This is a genomic window from Variovorax paradoxus, assembly GCF_009498455.1.
GTDB lineage: Bacteria > Pseudomonadota > Gammaproteobacteria > Burkholderiales > Burkholderiaceae_C > Variovorax > Variovorax paradoxus_H.
Map to the genome: position 1 here is coordinate 635233 of NZ_CP045644.1, position 17151 is coordinate 652383.

Genomic DNA, 17151 nt, shown 5'->3' on the forward strand with positions numbered 1-17151 from the left:
ACTGAATGCCGCGCCAGCCCGCCTTGCGGAACATCCGCCACGCCCGTTGAAGCCGCCCCCCGACACCGGGGGTTCTCCAGAGCACGGTCAGGAAGAAGTCGAAGAGCCGAGATACAGATTTCATAGACGACCTGCCGGCTGAAACGGCAAGGAGGGAACTTTTTCGTGGAATACGCGCCGTACAGGCGGCTCGAAGGAGAAGCGAGGGCTCGATGTCCGTCGGCAGGCGATTATCTTCGCTTCGCCTTTCCGCCCGGGGCTGTACAGGCCGCCAGCCGTCGACACAGGCCGTTCACCTCGCCCGGTAAAATCGCGCGGTTCACACAAAGGATAGAAAATGAGGCCGCCCTCCGGCATCGCTGACGTGGCGACCCTTGCCCGCCACGACACAGCCCGGAGCTCTTCGGGCGAAGACACCACCGTCCATCCCCCGCAGACTCGTACAGACGCACATGAGCCAAGTTCACTCCAACCTCCACCGCAGCGCCTGGTCTGATTGGTGGGAGGGCACACGCCGCACGGACATCTGGTGGACCCTCGCCTGGTCCGACATCGTCCTGCGTTACAGGCGCTCCATGCTGGGCCCGCTGTGGCTCACGCTGAGCATGGGCGCCATGATCGGGGGCATGGGGCCGCTGTACAGCTCGCTGTTCGGCACCGAGCTGTCCAAGTTCTTCCCCCACCTGGCGCTCGGCATCATCTTCTGGGGCTTCTTCTCCAGCATGGTCACCGACTCATGCAACGCGTTCGTCAGCTCGGGCAACTACCTCAAGCAGAGCTATTTCCCGATCAGCCTCTTCGTGTGGCGCAGCATGGGGCGCAACATCATCCAGTTCGCGCATCAGATCGTGTTGTACGTCCCGGTGGCGCTCTGGGCGGGCATTTCGCTGTCGTGGTCTGCGCTGCTCATCGTGCCGGCATTCATCCTCCTGCTGATCAACGCCCACGCGCTGGGCCTCGCGCTGGGTCTTATCTGCACCCGATTCCGCGACGTCACCCAGATCGTCACCAGCGTGATGCAGATGCTGATGTTCCTGACGCCGGTCTTCTGGCTGCCCTCGAGCCTGCCGGGCCGCGCCCAGTACATCCTCTGGAACCCGTTTGCACAGATGCTCGACCTCCTGCGCACGCCGCTGATGGGCGAGGTGGCCCAAGCCCACAGCTGGTGGGGCATCCTCGGATGGACGGCGGGCTGCGTCGCCGTTTCGTGCCTGCTGTTCGCAAGGTACCGCCGTCGCGTCGTCTATTGGCTCTGAAGAAACATGGCTTTCATTTCACTCAAAGATGTCTCCGTCAACTTCCCCATCTACGGGGCAGGTGCCAACTCGCTGAAGAAGACCATCGCGGCCTCGGTCACCGGCGGTCGATTCGGCCAGGAGACCGGCGTCACCGTCGTTCAGGCGCTCAGCAACATCAACCTCGAATTGAAGAGCGGCGACCGGCTGGGGCTGGTCGGCCACAACGGCGCGGGCAAGTCCACGCTCCTGCGCACCCTGGCCGGGGTCTATGAGCCTTCGTCAGGTGAATTCACCCGCCAAGGCTCGGTCTCCAGCCTGATCGACCCTTCGCTGGGCATCGAAGCCGATGCCACGGGCATCGAGAACATCATGCTGCGCGGCCTGGTCATGGGCATGAGCAAGAAGCAGCTCGACAAGCTGACCCCCGAGATCTGCGAGTTCAGCGGCCTGGGCGAATACGTGCACATGCCCGTGCGCACCTATTCCACCGGCATGCTGATGCGGCTCGCGTTCTCCATTTCCACCAGCGTCGAGGCGGACATCCTGTTGATGGACGAGTGGCTGTCGGTCGGCGATGCCGCCTTCACCGAGAAGGCCGAACAGCGCATGAAGGACGTGGTCGCCAAGTCCGGCATCCTGATCCTCGCCTCGCATTCGCCGGAGTTGATCGCCAAGGAGTGCAACCGGGTCATTCACCTGGAGCACGGGCGAATCGTGGAGCGCTGAAAAGCGCGCCGGGGCGGGGGGCGGAACTCCCCGTGCGCCCCTGGGCCTCTAGGCGATCTGCAAAGCCGTCAGAATCGCCTCGGCCTGGTGTTGCCAACCGAACTTCGCCAGTGCGTCCTGCCGCGCCAACGCGGCCATCGTGCCGTAGTTCGCACTGCTGCGGTCCACGGCCTTCAATATCACTTCGGTCCATTCATGGGCCTTGGCGAGGTAACCGTTCTCGCCATCACGGATCGCATGCCGGTAGGTGAAGCCCGGGGATGCAATGCTCAGCGTCCCGACACTGGCGGCCTCGAAGTACTTCAACTCGGACTTGCAATCGGTGAAGGCGTTCGACTGCAGCGGCATGAGGTTGAACTCGACCGTTCCAAGCAGCCGTTGCAGGTTCACGTAGTCGTGAAACGGCTGTCGGCTGATGCGATGGGCGAACTTCTTCATCGCAGGGCCGTGGTCGATATAGCCGACGACCATGACCTCCACGTCCGGGCGCTCGGCCATCACCTCGATCAGTGCCGGCTCCACGATCGCATAGTCGAGGCGATGCGAAGGTGAGCCGCTGAAGTAGCCGAGGCAGACCTTGCCATCGCCGGTGAAGCGCATGCGCTCCTTGGCCGCATAGACCTTTTCCGCCAGCGCCAGCTGCTCCCTGTTCATGAAGTTCGGCACGACGGCGACCGGAAGGCCCGCGTAGTCTGCAAGCTTCTGGGCAAGAAAGTCGTTCGTGGTGATGGCGCCGTCGCAGAGTCTCAGCGTCTGGCCCATGCGCGCGATCATCGCGAACCAGTCGTCCCAGACCCCCGCTTGCGTCAGGTCGAGGCCCAAGGTGGCCATCACGAGGTGGGCATAGTCGGTATCGAAGACGAGGTCATCGACATCGAACAGCACCTGCTTGCGGCGCGAGCGGAACCTGGTGATGAGCCCGTTGATGCGATGGCAGTAGCGAGAACGGCAGATCACCAGCACGTCGGCCGCATCGGCGATTTCGTCGAATCGTTCGCTGTCCGACAGGAAGAAGTAGCTGGCCGAGACGTTCTCGACGCCGGACTCGTTGAGCACCTGCGCCATGTTGTACGCACGGTAGCGGAAGGTGCTGTTGTTCGGCTCTTCGTAAAAGTAGGCAACGCGCTTTGCACCGCGGCGCTGGTGCAGCATCGCCAGACGCGCCGAGACCGGCAAGAGCCATGGGTCGGCATAAGGAACCGCAGGAACGTCGAGGGAAAACATCAGCGCCCTGCCGTGAGCGCCCGAAGGACATCTGCGAACGCCAACGTCCAGTCCGTTCCCAACCCGTTCGTCGCAAAGTTGCGATGGCGAGTTTCCCTGTCGTTGGCGATCGCCACGCCCGAGCGAAGCGCGTCCAGCAAAGCCCGCGTCTCCAGCTCGGCGCAAATGATGTTGGGTGAATAGCCCGACAGGTCCTGCTTGTTGGTAAATCTGTTCGTCACGACCACCGCACCACTCGCGGCCAGGTCAAAAGGTGGATAGCTGGGATGCGGCGTGTACATCAAGCTGAGTCCCAGGTCGATGGTGCCCGCGAGATCGGCATAGGCCTCCCATCCGAGGCCCTCGCAGCGGTGCGGCGTGTAGCCCGCGCCGAACTTCACGTGGGGAATGTCCTTGCCGACGAGAAAAATCTCCCACTGTTCGAGGTCGAGAATGCCCTCGTTCACTGCGTGATCGATGATGCCGAGCCCGATCTGGAAAAGATTGCGTGGATTGTTCGGCCTTGCGTAGAAGAAGAACCGCTTCTTGCCGTTTGCCTCACGAGGGCGCGGATGGAACAGCGACTTCGGAAATGCCGGCTCGAACCAGAACCCGTTGCGCCCGAGGTGCGTCAGGCCCGTGGCCATCAGATGGTCGTAGAGCAATCGCGTGTTCACGACGAACCGGATGTCCTGGTTGCGCAAGACCCGCTCGCAATGCACGCGGTCCTCCCCGAACGGGTAGAACATGCGCTCATCTTCCTGGAGAAGATAGATGATCGACGCCGCCGGAACGCTGGGCAGCGTGGCAGCCGTGGTCCACCAGGAGGTCGTGACGAAAATCTCTTCGGGATGGATGTCCAAGCCGGGAACAGCCTCGGCAACGGGCGGCGTATCGATCTCGTCGCGCTTGAGCGGTGCGAAAGCGAACTGGATCTCCTGCTGAAGCTGAATCCCGTATGCATTCAGGATCTGCCACGCGTTGGCTGGTGACGGGACCTCGGTTCGCGTGACGACCCGCAGCGTCGCGTTCATCTGGTTCGCCAACTGCGCAGAAAACAGCAAGGCAGTCCCCACGCCGCCAAACAGGCTCTCGGAGCCGATGCTGTCCGTCACCAGGCTGATGCGCGGCACCGAGGGCCGGGGAATCGTGTAGACGTCCAGCGCCTGCTGGGAAATGAACCGGCGGGCCCGAAGCTGCGGCACCGATTCGGCATTGGACTCGTCATCCTCCTTGCTGAATACGGCGCGTCCTGCGATCGCGTCCCCCAGCTTCTCGCGAATCAATCTCGCAGCGGCCCGGGTTCCGTTCTCCTGCCAGAACTCTATGAAGCGTCGACCTCGCACACTCATTTTTGTTTCCTGTTTTATCCATCAAATCTCAACGCGAGAACCATTGAGAAATGAAAATCGTGAGTTGCAAATCAAACTGAAATGAATCTCGAAAGCCCGGCAATACCTCAACCCAAATCAACCCTGAGAATGAGCAATACAAGAGCCACTAAAAAATCAAGAGGCCTCATGTTGAGCAGTGATCTTCAGCAAATTATTGCAGTTTCCTTGATCATGAGAATGCCCACGGAAGTTGCATCACCGAGCAAGAACGGCGCCGTGGATGTTGATCGGGACATAGATGCCCATTGGACAACCGCACACAGCGCAGTGAGCGACGTGCATCGGGAATTCGTGACGATTCAGGAGGTCCGCCGAGCCACATGCGGCGAGGCATGCCAGCCGCAACCCGTAGGGGAACGGCCATGGACCCACAACTCAGCTTGGCGGCGCGCCGTCAGAAGCAGCGCGTTACCCATGCAAGCGACTCATGGGGCCGCTGCACTTCGTGGCCGAAGCCTTGACGCCACGCAGGCCTCATCGGCGCTGAAAAACGACGAGGAAGCAATCGCCTTCCTTCTCTTGGTAACTGTGCGCCGGACGGTAGTAAACGCTGGAATTGCCATTGCCCCGAGCGAAGTCCAGCGGCAGGAACGCGTCGGAATCCAGCACGTCAAAGCCGTGTTTCGCTGCCCGCTCCTGCCACCAAGGAAGCGGCTCCAACGTTTGATGCAAGGGGGTGCCATCTTCCGTGAAGCCACCATCCACCTGGGAGATCGAGCAGGCGAAGATGCTTCCCGGCCGGGTATGTCGCGCAAGGTTGGAAAACAGGCCTTCGACCCCATCGGCCGTCAGATGCTCCAGCACTTCCCAGGCTGAGATCACGTCGAACTTGAAAGTTTCGATCTCGCCGCGGCCCAGCGCAAAGGGGCGAGTCACATCGCACGTGAAAAGGGAATCGCGCAGGAGTCGCCATTCGGCACGTTGCTGCAGCCTGGAGATGTCGCTTCCCTCGAGGCCCACACCCACATGACCCCGCAGGACTGCATCGAGCACCATCCCGCCCGCCGAGCAGCCGAGGTCCAGGAAAGACAACGGCTTGCCAGAAGCAGCAAAGAAGTCCTCGCACGCGCGGATAAAGCGCGGATGCCGCGTGTGATCGAGAACGGTTCCCACCGGATGAATGTGATCCGGGCTGTCATAGGCCACGGGATAGTCTGTGACGCACTTGAAGCCCTGCAAGCTCTTGAGATCGATGTTCGACATCAGCGCAATCAGGATATCTCGTTGCACCCAATCCAAATGCCCATGCAGCTCCGCGACGGAGGTCTGCACATCACTCACACGGGTGACCGCGTTCGTCGAGTTCTGAGAGAGCGCTGTCACCTGAACCTGGAGCGCAGCAATTTGAGCAGCGGCGTCCCGCGACCCTCGAGCCAAGCCTGACACTTGCGCACGGACATCGACAAGGAAACTGGGCAAGCCATTGACCAAGCCGCCGACCGAGCCTCGCAGATCGCCGACAACACTGTCCATCTTGCCGGTCTTTTCCGTCAGATGACCGACGCGATGCTCGATGCCGGTCAGCTTGTGCTCGATGCCAACCAGCTTGTCGACCACCCTCAATTTAAAAGGTCGGTAGAGCGGCCACAGCATCCGCTTGATCACCGCGCGAACGGACAGCGCCGCCGCAGGCAGGGCCTCCTCTTGCGCCTGAAACTCCGCTGCGTCCTTCGCAAGCGCTTCCGACTCCCTTTGCGCGGCTTCCGGGCCGCCTTCGACCACCGGCTCTTCCAGTGCCGCAGGCGAGGCAATCCAGTCGAGTGGGTACTTCAGTTCTTCCAGCAGCGTCCGCGTCAGCGCGAGGTCTTCATTCGCAAAATTGCTCGATGAAAATACCTTGCGCTTCAGGAATGGTGAGCCCTTTTGAAGAAGCGTGTTCTGATAGGTCGAAATATCTGCGCCGAATGGAATTTCAAGAACGGACCTGTCGACGAAGGGCGCAAAGGAAAATCCGTTCTCGGCCAGCCGCCTGCTGAGTCCGATTTCGTATTTTTCACATATTGCCTGCTTTGATTCTTCGACCGCAATGGATTCAAAGAAATCACGAAAAACTGCGCTTCCGACAACAGGCTGATTCAGCGTCAGGAAATAGCTCTGCAGGTGACGGGTCTTGCCATAATTTTCAGTGATGCCCCAGGCATCCAAGCCAGCTGCATCCATGCGCTCGAAGATTTCCGTCAACTCCCGCACCGGGCCGTAATTGCTGTCATTCGCCAGAATGACGGCATCATATTTATCGACTTCCTGCCAGCCCAGTCGAAAAATCAGTTTCTGCCATGATCCGAAATCGTACTTTTCATGCACTTCCGCCCATCGTCCGCGGGTGACTGCATCTAGTTTTCGGAGCTCCTCTTCGTTGAGTTCATTTGCCGCCTGATAGTAGACATCAGCAAACTTGGAAAGCTCACGCAGATAGTGGACCACATAGTCATCAACCCGATTCTCGGGACTGTATCCGGCAAAAAGGCATAAACGCTTCATTCAATATCCTCTTTTTCCTTCTTCCAGATTGGAAGCACGCCGAGTGCGCGATATACGTGGTGCTGAGCATCCGTGGTTTTACTCATCAACGGCAATTTTCCGAAGACGTACAGCGTGGTACAGATGCTCTCGCCAGGAACAGTCAACAAATTAAGCAATGGCCAGCGCCCATTGAGAAAATATCCACGCAACTCGCCCACGCGGCGACGTCTAAAGGTATCGCTGAAGGTGCCCTGCAGCGCGGCTTTCTCCAACGCCGCCGCCTGCTCGGCATTTGCATCCGGAGCCACGCCTGTACCGTATTTTTTGTGAAGCTGTTCGGCACTCATCGTGCCGTTCCAATTGCTGCTTCCTTGATCCAGGCTGCGATAAAAAATCTCTTCGTCCGTCAGCTTCGCAAGATCCCGGTACCACGGCAAATGCCTTGCCTCATAGGGATAGCCCATGCGAAACGCCGAGAAAAAATCGGACGTGCGCCATTCTTTCCGCGGGCGATACAGCGCAAATGTCGTATCCACTGGCGCATCGTAAATCGCCAGTGAGCCGTGGTTCTTCAATTTTTCGTAGAACCGGCCTTCCCATTTGAGGACATTTTCCTTCAGTTCATAGTGATCAGGCAGATCATCCAGCTTGAGAGAAAATCCGATCTTGTTCTTGACTGGATGGCTCAGCAAGACATCGAGGAAGACATACAGAAAATCCAATGGACATTCTTCGACGGGCAGGACATCCGGGTCTGTCAACACGAAATATTTCGAATCGACAATCTCCTTGAATTTTAAGGAATCGAATAACACCGTATGTTTGTAATTGACCCCCATGTAGTGCACCTTATGCGGAGAGGTGCGCAGATATTCGACAAGCGGCGGATAGGATGACGCGTTGTCGATGACATGGATGTTCTTGAATCCCGCCTTTTCAAAGTAGGCAATGCTTGCCTGCAGATAAGTCAGATGGTTGAACGAGATGACGAAGATCGGGATCTCGCGAATGACGTCTCCGCACAGGCGAATGAAATCATCCTGGGCCAGTGGCTTGATCTGGTGGAACACGGAGGCCAGCTCGAGCGGTGAGCAAAGATCGGTGTGCTTGATGGAAGCCATCAATTTCGCCAACATCGCGAGCCGAGCGGCTTCGTCGATGGACTCGCCTCTCAACATCGCCGTGACCTGCGTCACATCGGCTGGCGACAGGTCACCCACGAGGTAACCGATCATCCGGACCTTGACACCGACATCCAGCATGTGCATCGCGTCCACATGGGCAATCGATACACTTTCAACGTGTCGGCGATAGCGAAGCAGGACCTCCTGGACATTTCCCAGTTTCGTGACGCGAATGGCACGCGTCCACAAATCGTAATCCTCACTGAAACGCATCGATTCGTCATAGAAAAGATCGTTTTCGGCGAACAGTTGGCGTCGCAGCATGGCCGTAGGATGACCGATGTAGCAGCCCATGAGCATGTCGGCGTAACGAACGTTTTCCATGTGATGGTGAATCGCATCACCGTCCATGAACTGCTGAAACTTCGTGCCGCAAACCCCTACGTCGAGGTGCTCATCGAGAAACGCCACCTGCTTGCCGAGTCTCGTCGCTTCCGCAATGTCATCCGCATCCATCCGCGCAATGAATTCGCCTCGAGCTTCACGGTAAGCGAAGTTCAACGCAGCAGCGAGGCCTTTGCCTGGCCCTTTCAACACCGTGATGCGGGAGTCCTCATAACCACGTATTAGGTCCAACGTGCCATCTGTCGAGTTGTCATCAACAATCAGCACCTCGAAATCCGTGAAGGTCTGCCCCAGGATGCTGTCCAATGCCTCCTTGAGGTATTTTTCTGAATTTCGTGTTGGAATAACGACTGATACGCGTACTGGATACATGAGCGGTTTTATTTTTTAATTCAAGGCGATAGTTTGCGCAAAATGAATGCAGGCGCAGAGCAGGTGCTCGTTAAAACTACAGATCAGTCGGGTTGTAGAAAATGATTCGGCTTCCCAAAGGCTCGAACCCGAAATGTATCCGGCGCAAGCCAAGCGCCCTCTCGATCGCGTCATGGCGTTCAGACGGTGCGTAGAACATCAAGAATCCGCCTGCGCCAGCGCCTAGCAACTTGCCACCGAGCGCACCATTGGCTTTAGCCTTTGCGTACCAGTCGTCAATTGCATCACTGGTAATACCCGAGGCCAGTTGCTTTTTCAGTCGCCAGTTTTCATCGAGAATTTCACCCATCGAATCCAGATGGCCGCTCTGCAACTCGTCGCGCAGTTCGTAAACCAACTCCACCATGCGGTTCAGCATTTTTTGCTTTCCCGCACTGTCAGCCACATTCGATGACTGCTCTTTCAGGATGCCCGAAGCGCTGCGCGTAATGCCCGTGTAAAAAACAAGAATATTGCTTTCAACGGCTTCTCGAATCTTTCGCTGCAACACCAGCGGCGTCACTAGGACGCTGTCATCCGGCTTGAATTCGATGAGGCTCAACCCACCGTACGCCGACGCGTACTGATCCTGTTTTCCGATTGGTTCACCGCAACGATCTATTTCAATTTCGCAGCTCAATTGCCCCAGTTGTTCCGCCGAGACATGCCGCCCCAGATAAGCCGAGAGGACATTGATCAAACCGACGGTGAAGGCGCTGGACGAGCCCAGCCCGGTGCCGCGCGATGGAATATCGGCCGTGCTCGTGACTTCAATCCCTCCCGGGATTTCCAGCATTTGAAGCGTCGCGCGAACCAAGCGGTGTTCGATCTTCTCGATGTGGTCGACTTCTTCGGTCTTGGAATACGCGATCCGGATTCCGCCGTCGAACTTCTTGTTGACGCTCACATAGACATATTTGTCCACGGCGGTCGAAAGCACCGCTCCGCCGTGCTGTCGGTAGTAGCTCGGCAGATCACTTCCGCCGCCAACAAAACTCATCCGCAACGGTGTCCGGCTAATGATCATGGGGTGTCATCAATGGAAAAAATGGAATCGAAGTCAAGCACGCCGTCAGCAGCAGTCCGCGCCGCGGCCACTGGCGGCGTTTCGTCTTGCTGTCGCTGCTCGTAGGCTTGCGCCGCCCCTTGTGCATCGGCCAGGCCACGTGCGATGAGGTCGGCCTCGACGCGAATGCGCCGCGATGCTTCATCCGCTTCGATGTGGAGGCGCCAGATCCGCCGCTCGCTCCGCCAATCGGCGAGCAGCGCGGGGACACCCTCCAGAATCAGAACCGCGTCTTGCGCCAGCACCGTGCGCTCGGGCAAGCCCCGATCGCGACGCATCCGGTCGTAGGACGGCAAGTCAGCGTCGACCGCGCCACCGTCGAGCCAGTCTTTGAGATCTTCTTGCGCTTCTTCCAACGCATAGCGCCCCATCACGCCGGCGCCTCGTTCGGTGGCGGGCCGTAACCAGCGATCGAGCGACAGCACGTGAGCACCCAGATGGCGAGCGACGAGTTCGGACTTCAGCACGCTGGCCATGGTCGACTTCCCACTGCGCGCCAAACCGCCAACCAGCACCAGATCGCCCGGTTGGATTTTGAGCGTCCATTCGTTGATGGCGGCAACCAGCAGTGGATACGTGTGAACGATGAAATGTGCTGCAGCGCCGATGTGTGCGAAACGAAAGTCCGGCGCCGCGGTGAACTTGCCATCGCGCCCGGCTTCTCCGGTTTCCACCAGAACCGAACGCAGCCCGGCTCGCCGCGCGGCCAGCATGTCGGCGGTGCTGTCACCGACCATCCAGGAGTCGGCGGCCTGGACGTTCATCGCCGTCATGGCCTCGTGCATCATGCCGGGCTGAGGCTTGCGGCAATTGCACGCGATTTTCAGCGTCGGCACTTCGCCGGCAAAACCAGCATCGGGGTGGTGCGGGCAGAAGAAGATCGCATCAACATAGGCTCCGGCATCGCCCAGCCGGCTTTCCAGCCGGTTGTGGATGCGTTGCAAGTCGTCGAAGCTGGCCTCTCCACGCGCAAGCACCGGCTGGTTCGTCACCACGACCACGCGATACTCCGCGTTGTTGAACGCACGCACCGCTTCGGCGGCATGCGGGAGAAGTTCGAAATCTGCGGGCCGGCGCACGTAGTCGCGAAGCACATTGAGGGTTCCGTCCCGGTCCAGGAACACAGCCTTTTGCAAGCACTGCCGGCTGGCCCGTTGGACAACGCCTGAACGCAGGTGCTTTTCCACCTTGTCGAGCCGCTTGGGCGTGCCCAGGTCCTTGATGTACTCGAAGCTGACATAGCCCGCGATGTGCGCGCCGGCGCGCACCATGGCCGGAAAGAGATCCTTGGCGAAGTCGCAGGGCACAGGAAAGTCACGCCACGCCAGGAGCGCCTTCTTTTCGACGATGTAGAAGGCCGCATTGACGAGATTGCGCAATTCGGCGCCGTCCGGGTGCGGATAGCCGTGAAACGCCTGCACCCGGCCGGAGGCATCGATCTCGACGAGGTCCGAATCCGCCGGATGATCATTCGGATGCAGCAGCAGGGTGGCATCCGCATCCGAAGCCTCGTGCGCGGCCAGCATGTGCCCGATATCGATGTCGAACAGCGTGTCGCCATAGATGACGATGAATCGATCATCCAAGTCGTCCAGGCATGCCAACAAGGCTCCCGCCGTCCCGCGCGGCTCGCCATCGTCGAAAAGGCGCACCCGGCTCGGAAACTGGCGCTGCTCGAAAAAGGCCTGGATCTGGTCTGCCGCGTGGTTGACCAGAACGACGACGTCATCGATTCCGTGATGCGCAAGCGTGCGGACCTGAAGCTCCAGCAATGGCGTGCCGTTGACATCCACGAGCGGCTTGGGCCGCCCGTTCAGGCGCTCTGCCAGCCGGGTGCCCTTGCCGCCCGCAAGAATGACCGCCTGTGTCACTCCGCCAGCTCCTCGCGTGCGATTTCGTCGACCGCGCGCACCATGGCTTGCGTGGAATCCAGCTGAGGGCTCCAGCCACTGGCAGCCAGGCGCTGGGTCGAATAGCGGAAGCGCGGCACATCGCCCACCCAGCCGCGGTTGCCCTCGCCAAAGACGATGTCGGCCTTCGGAGACACCCGGTCGCGCACCGTCTGCGCAATCATGCGCACCGTGACGCCGTCGTCCTTCGGCCCGATGTTGAACACCTTGTAGCGCCCCTCGAGCCGGCTCACGTGCAGCATGGCCTCGATCAGGTCGTCGACGTGCAGATAGGCCTTCTGCTGCGTGCCGTCCCCGAGCACCTGCAGTTGGTCGGGGGTGGCCTTCAGCTTGCGGATGAAATCGAAGATCACGCCGTGCGTCGCCGGCACGCCGATGACGTTCGGAAATCGGAAGATGTCTGCGCGCGGTAGGAAAGATTCAACGGCCGCCCGGATCTGCGCTTCCGACGCCAGCTTCATGGCCCCGTAGTTGGAGATGGGTTGCAGCGGGCCGATGTCTTCATGAATTTCACGTTCGCCGAGATCGCCGTAGATGGCCGAGCTCGATGCGAAGTGCAGTTCCGGAATGTCATGCCGGCGCATCGCTTCGAGCACGGCAAACGTGGTCAGGAACGTGCGATCGCGGTCAATGCGCGGATCGGCCACCCCTGCCGGGATGTCCGAATTGGCGGCCAGATGCCAGACATGGGCCACGGGTGAGCCGGCCTCCTGGATCGCCGCCGACATGGCGTCCAGGTCGGAGCAGTCCACCTGCCGAAAACTGAAATGAGGATGGCTGTCGAATTCCGCCACCAGCTCACGCCGTCCGCGTGACAAGTCATCCAGGGCCAGAACGGCGTCACCTTCTCCAAGCAGACGGCGCGTCAGGTTGACAGCGACAAAACCAGCGCCACCAGTGATCAGGTGCAATTTCATGGGGATCTCACAATAGGAAAGCTTTGGGTGACAGCAGACCTAAAGAGCTAGAAGTTGCTTGCCCAGGCCGGCATGTCGAATGCTAGAACTTGAGCGTTCCCAGCAGCGAAGGATCTGTCAGGTGGCTCTGGCGAAGGTATTGCGCCAGGATGTGCATGAGCGACTGGTGCACATCCTCGACGACACCATAATTCTCCGCATCCACGTGAAGACCGACGTCGGCCAGACGGGCGGCATCGCCACCCGCAAATCCGGTCATGGCAATCGTCGTCATCTTCATCTCGCGCGCAGTGTTGAGCGCCTTGATGATGTTTGGCGAGGCGCCAGACGAGCTGATGGCGATGAGGACGTCGCCTTCGGACGCCATCGACGTCAGCTGGAAAGAGAACATCTCCTCGGGTCCGATGTCATTGACGATCGCGGTGATCAGTTCGACGGCGGACGAGAGGCTGTTCACCTTGGGCTTCAGCCAGCCATTGCTGCGAACACCTTTCATGCAGTCGCAGACCAAGTGGTTGGAGATGGCTGCCGACCCCCCATTGCCACATGAAAAGATCATCTTTCCCTGGGCTGCACGTTCTGCAAGAAGGCGCCCGGCGGCGGCCAGCGCGCCACGGTCTACGGTCTTGGCTGCAGCCGTGATTCTTTCGAAATACGCGTCCGCGTACAGCCCAGCATCTGCTATCTGGTGATCTGGAAAGAATGAAGGCATAAAAATCTCGGGTGGGAGTTATAAAAATATGGAGTGGCGGGCAGATCCGACGGCCTTGACTGCCCCTGTGTCATCGCAGCGGCAACCCAATTCGCAGCACTCTTGTCTTATTCGAAAAATTCCGCCTGTTTCATCGACAGCCCGGCGCTGTCCTTGGCCGAAAGCGCAGGGGCCTGCCCCACATCCGGCCACGCAATATCGAGAGAAGCGTCATTCCACAAGATGCATCGCTCATGCGCAGGCGCGTAGTAATTGGTGGTCTTGTAGAGGAAATCGGCGCTGTCGCTGAGTACGAGAAAGCCATGCGCGAAGCCGGGAGGAACCCACAACTGCCTGTGGTTGTCCTCACTGAGTTCCACGCCGACCCATTTCCCGAAGGTCGCCGACGACTTTCGGATGTCCACGGCCACATCGAACACCGCGCCACGCACCGCACGCACCAACTTTCCTTGGGCTTGCTGGACCTGATAGTGCAAACCCCGCAGCACGCCCTTGGACGACCTTGAGTGGTTGTCTTGAACGAAGTCAACCTTCGACCCGACCGCTTCTTCGAAGGCACGCTGATTGAAGCTCTCGTAGAAAAACCCTCTGGCATCGCCGAAGACCTTCGGCTCGATGATCAAAACGTCAGGGATCTCGGTTTGGATGACATTCACGAGCGCACCTGTTCAGCCAGCAAGTGGTTCAGGTACTTGCCGTACCCGTTCTTCTGCAACGGCGCGGCCAGCTTTTCGAGCTGCTCACGATCGATGAAGCCATTGCGCCAAGCGATCTCTTCAGGACACGCAATCTTCAGCCCCTGCCGATGCTCCAGCGTCGCGATGAACTGCCCCGCTTCGAGCAGGCTTTCATGCGTGCCCGTATCCAGCCATGCATAGCCGCGCTGCATGATCTGCACATTGAGCTGGTTGAGGTCCAGATACGCCTGATTGACCGCCGTGATCTCCAGCTCGCCGCGCGCGCTCGGCTTCACGGCCTTGGCGATGTCGACGACCTGGTTGTCGTAGAAGTACAGGCCGGTCACCGCGTAGCTGCTCTTGGGTTTGACAGGCTTCTCTTCGATGCTGCTGGCCTTGCCGCTGGCATCGAAGGCCACCACGCCGTAGCGCTCGGGGTCGTGCACGTGGTACGCGAACACGGTCGCACCGCTCTGCTTCGTATCGGCGTCCGACAGCAGATGCACCAGGTCATGCCCATAGAAGATGTTGTCCCCCAACACCAGCGCGCTCGGCGAATTGCCCACGAACTTCTCACCGATGATGAAGGCCTGCGCCAGCCCATCGGGACTCGGTTGCACCGCGTACTGCAGGTTCATGCCCCACTGGCTGCCATCGCCCAGCAGCTGCTGGAAACGCGGCGTGTCCTGCGGCGTGCTGATGATCAGGATGTCGCGCATGCCGCCGAGCATCAGGGTGCTCAAGGGGTAATAGATCATCGGCTTGTCGTACACCGGCAGGAGCTGCTTGCTCATGGCGAGCGTGGCCGGATGCAGGCGGGTGCCGGAGCCACCGGCGAGGATGATGCCTTTGCGTTGCGTCATGGGGGTTTTCTTCTGTAGGGAGCCGGAAAAATCAGTCGGGCGTCAGAGCGTCTCGCGCAGCATGCGCGCAACGCCTTCCTGCCAGGGCGGCAGGCGCAGGCCGAAGGTGGTCTGCAGCTTGGTGGTGTCGAGCCGCGAGTTGTGCGGGCGCGCCGCGGGTGTCGGGAAGGCGCTGGTGGGCACGGCTTCCACGGCCTGCGGGCCGGCCTTGAGTTCGACGCCGGCTTGCTGCGCCATCTCGAGCACGAAGCGCGCGTAGCCGTGCCAGGTGGTCTCGCCGCCGGCGATGGCGTGGTACAGGCCGGCCTTGTTCGGGTCTTGCAGCGTGGCGCGGATGGCGTGCGCGGTGATGTCGGCCAGCAGCTCGGCACCGGTCGGTGCACCGAACTGGTCGTCGATGACGGTCAGCTTGTCGCGCTCCTTGGCCAGGCGCAGCATCGTCTTGGCGAAGTTGCCGCCGCGTGCGGCGTAGACCCAGCTGGTGCGAAAGATCAGGTGCTTCGCGCAGTGCGTGGCCACCAGTTGCTCGCCTTCGAGCTTGGTCTGGCCGTACACGCTGAGCGGGCCGGTCGCGTCGTCTTCTTTCCAGGGGCGGGTGCCGCTGCCGTCGAAGACGTAGTCGGTGGAGTAATGCACCATCAGCGCGCCAATCTGCTGCGCGGCTTCGGCCACCACGCCGGGCGAAGTGGCGTTGAGCTTGCGCGCAAAGTCGGGCTCGCTTTCGGCCTTGTCGACGGCGGTGTGCGCGGCGGCATTGACGATGACGTCGGGGCGCACGGCCCGCACCGTCTCGGCCAGCTGCTCGGGACGGCTGAAGTCGGCGTGGAAGTCGGTGCTGTCGAAATCCAGCGCGACCAGTTCGCCGAGCGGCGCGAGGCTGCGCTGCAGCTCCCAGCCGACCTGTCCGCCCTTGCCAAGCAGCAGCAGCTTCATGCGCCGGCCTTCGCCGTCGTGGCGTCGTACTGCTTCTCGACCCACTCGCGGTATGCGCCGCTTTGCACGTTGCGCACCCACTCGCCGTTCGCGAGGTACCACTCGACGGTCTTGCGGATGCCGGTGTCGAAGGTCTCGGCGGGCTTCCAGCCGAGTTCGGCCTCGAGCTTGCGCGCATCGATGGCGTAGCGGCGGTCGTGGCCCGGGCGGTCCGTGACGTAGGTGATCTGTTCCTTGTACGGCTTGCCGTCGGCGCGCGGGCTCAACTCGTCGAGCAGCGCGCACACGGTGTTGACGATCTCGATGTTGGGCTTCTCGTTCCAGCCGCCGACGTTGTAGGTTTCACCCAGGCGGCCGGCTTCGAGCACGCGGCGGATGGCGCTGCAGTGGTCCTTCACGTAGAGCCAGTCGCGCACCTGCATGCCGTCGCCGTACACGGGCAGGTTCTTGCCGGCCAGTGCGTTGACGATCATCAGCGGGATCAGCTTCTCGGGGAAGTGGAACGGGCCGTAGTTGTTCGAGCAGTTGGTGGTGACCACCGGCAGGCCGTAGGTGTGGTGCCAGGCGCGCACGAGGTGGTCGCTGGCGGCCTTGCTGGCCGAGTACGGGCTGTTGGGCTCGTACTTGTTCTCTTCGGTGAAGGCCGGGTCGGTCTTGGAAAGCGAGCCGTAGACCTCGTCGGTCGACACGTGGAGGAAGCGAAAGGCCGCCTTCTGGTCCGCCGGCAGGGCGTTCCAGTAGCCGCGCACCGACTCGAGCAGGCGGAAGGTGCCGAGCACGTTGGTCTGCACGAAGTCTTCAGGACCGTGGATCGAGCGATCGACGTGCGATTCCGCGGCAAAGTTCACGACTGCGCGGGGTTTGTGCTCGGCCAGCAGGCGATCGAGCAGTGCGCTGTCACCGATGTCGCCTTGCACGAAGGCGTGGTTCGCGTTGCCCTTGAGCGATGCGAGGGTCTCGAGGTTGCCTGCGTAGGTCAGCTTGTCGAGGTTCACGACGGGCTCGTCGCCCTGCGCGATCCAGTCGAGCACGAAATTGGCGCCAATGAAGCCTGCGCCGCCGGTAACCAGGATCATGAAGTCCCCCGCCTGTAGAAAAAAGTTTGCTTT

General features: G+C 60.3%; 14 protein-coding genes. 2 read left to right on the forward strand and 12 right to left on the reverse strand.

Annotated elements, in window-relative coordinates; genetic code table 11:
• Positions 1-452 precede the first annotated feature (452 nt).
• A complete protein-coding gene (locus GFK26_RS02860; RefSeq protein WP_153280755.1) occupies positions 453-1256 on the forward strand; it encodes an ABC transporter permease in 804 nt (267 codons plus the stop codon).
• A 6-nt stretch (positions 1257-1262) separates the two neighbouring features.
• Positions 1263-1964, forward strand: a complete 702-nt coding sequence (locus GFK26_RS02865) for an ABC transporter ATP-binding protein (RefSeq protein WP_153280756.1) — start codon at positions 1263-1265, stop codon at positions 1962-1964.
• 48 nt (positions 1965-2012) lie between these two features.
• Here the strand turns inward: GFK26_RS02865 and GFK26_RS02870 are convergent, their stop codons facing one another.
• The 12 genes from GFK26_RS02870 to rfbB form a co-directional block, all read right to left on the reverse strand.
• Positions 2013-3188, reverse strand: coding sequence for a glycosyltransferase (locus GFK26_RS02870; RefSeq protein ID WP_153280757.1), 1176 nt, complete (start codon positions 3186-3188; stop codon positions 2013-2015).
• A complete protein-coding gene (locus GFK26_RS02875) occupies positions 3188-4519 on the reverse strand; it encodes a hypothetical protein (protein ID WP_153280758.1) in 1332 nt (443 codons plus the stop codon). The genes GFK26_RS02870 and GFK26_RS02875 overlap by 1 nt, the downstream gene beginning before the upstream one ends.
• Before the next feature lie 516 nt (positions 4520-5035).
• The gene (locus GFK26_RS02880) at positions 5036-7042 is read right to left on the reverse strand and encodes a rhamnan synthesis F family protein (protein ID WP_153280759.1); all 2007 of its coding nucleotides are present in this window, start codon (positions 7040-7042) and stop codon (positions 5036-5038) included.
• A complete protein-coding gene (locus tag GFK26_RS02885) occupies positions 7039-8859 on the reverse strand; it encodes a glycosyltransferase family 2 protein (protein ID WP_416222537.1) in 1821 nt (606 codons plus the stop codon). Before GFK26_RS02885 ends, GFK26_RS02880 begins: the two co-directional genes overlap by 4 nt.
• A 142-nt stretch (positions 8860-9001) precedes the next feature.
• Positions 9002-9991 carry a GHMP kinase gene (locus GFK26_RS02890; RefSeq protein ID WP_153280761.1) on the reverse strand — a complete coding sequence of 330 codons (990 nt, stop codon included), beginning with the start codon at positions 9989-9991 and terminating at the stop codon, positions 9002-9004.
• Entirely contained in the window at positions 9988-11901 is a 1914-nt protein-coding gene (locus tag GFK26_RS02895; RefSeq protein WP_153280762.1) for an HAD-IIIA family hydrolase, read from the reverse strand. The genes GFK26_RS02890 and GFK26_RS02895 overlap by 4 nt, the downstream gene beginning before the upstream one ends.
• Positions 11898-12857 (reverse strand): NAD-dependent epimerase/dehydratase family protein, encoded by a 960-nt coding sequence (locus GFK26_RS02900; RefSeq protein ID WP_153280763.1) that lies wholly within the window; start codon positions 12855-12857, stop codon positions 11898-11900. Before GFK26_RS02900 ends, GFK26_RS02895 begins: the two co-directional genes overlap by 4 nt.
• An 82-nt stretch (positions 12858-12939) precedes the next feature.
• Entirely contained in the window at positions 12940-13569 is a 630-nt protein-coding gene (locus GFK26_RS02905) for a D-sedoheptulose-7-phosphate isomerase (RefSeq protein WP_153280764.1), read from the reverse strand.
• Between the two features lie 107 nt (positions 13570-13676).
• The gene (gene rfbC / locus GFK26_RS02910; protein ID WP_153280765.1) at positions 13677-14225 is read right to left on the reverse strand and encodes a dTDP-4-dehydrorhamnose 3,5-epimerase; all 549 of its coding nucleotides are present in this window, start codon (positions 14223-14225) and stop codon (positions 13677-13679) included.
• Entirely contained in the window at positions 14222-15109 is an 888-nt protein-coding gene (gene rfbA / locus GFK26_RS02915; RefSeq protein WP_153280766.1) for a glucose-1-phosphate thymidylyltransferase RfbA, read from the reverse strand. Before rfbA ends, rfbC begins: the two co-directional genes overlap by 4 nt.
• Before the next feature lie 42 nt (positions 15110-15151).
• Positions 15152-16042, reverse strand: a complete 891-nt coding sequence (rfbD, locus tag GFK26_RS02920; RefSeq protein WP_153280767.1) for a dTDP-4-dehydrorhamnose reductase — start codon at positions 16040-16042, stop codon at positions 15152-15154.
• Complete coding sequence (rfbB, locus tag GFK26_RS02925) at positions 16039-17118, reverse strand: dTDP-glucose 4,6-dehydratase (protein ID WP_153280768.1); 1080 nt, start codon at positions 17116-17118, stop codon at positions 16039-16041. Before rfbB ends, rfbD begins: the two co-directional genes overlap by 4 nt.
• Positions 17119-17151: the final 33 nt, after the last annotated feature.

Coding starts and splice junctions, on each gene's coding strand:
- GFK26_RS02900 (WP_153280763.1), bottom strand. CDS start 12,857: ATGAAATTGCACCTGATCACTGGTGGCGCTGGTTTTGTCGCTGTCAAC.
- rfbA (WP_153280766.1), bottom strand. CDS start 15,109: ATGACGCAACGCAAAGGCATCATCCTCGCCGGTGGCTCCGGCACCCGC.
- GFK26_RS02860 (WP_153280755.1), top strand. CDS start 453: ATGAGCCAAGTTCACTCCAACCTCCACCGCAGCGCCTGGTCTGATTGG.
- GFK26_RS02890 (WP_153280761.1), bottom strand. CDS start 9,991: ATGATCATTAGCCGGACACCGTTGCGGATGAGTTTTGTTGGCGGCGGA.
- GFK26_RS02865 (WP_153280756.1), top strand. CDS start 1,263: ATGGCTTTCATTTCACTCAAAGATGTCTCCGTCAACTTCCCCATCTAC.
- GFK26_RS02870 (WP_153280757.1), bottom strand. CDS start 3,188: ATGTTTTCCCTCGACGTTCCTGCGGTTCCTTATGCCGACCCATGGCTC.
- rfbB (WP_153280768.1), bottom strand. CDS start 17,118: ATGATCCTGGTTACCGGCGGCGCAGGCTTCATTGGCGCCAATTTCGTG.
- GFK26_RS02880 (WP_153280759.1), bottom strand. CDS start 7,042: ATGAAGCGTTTATGCCTTTTTGCCGGATACAGTCCCGAGAATCGGGTT.
- rfbD (WP_153280767.1), bottom strand. CDS start 16,042: ATGAAGCTGCTGCTGCTTGGCAAGGGCGGACAGGTCGGCTGGGAGCTG.
- GFK26_RS02905 (WP_153280764.1), bottom strand. CDS start 13,569: ATGCCTTCATTCTTTCCAGATCACCAGATAGCAGATGCTGGGCTGTAC.
- GFK26_RS02875 (WP_153280758.1), bottom strand. CDS start 4,519: ATGAGTGTGCGAGGTCGACGCTTCATAGAGTTCTGGCAGGAGAACGGA.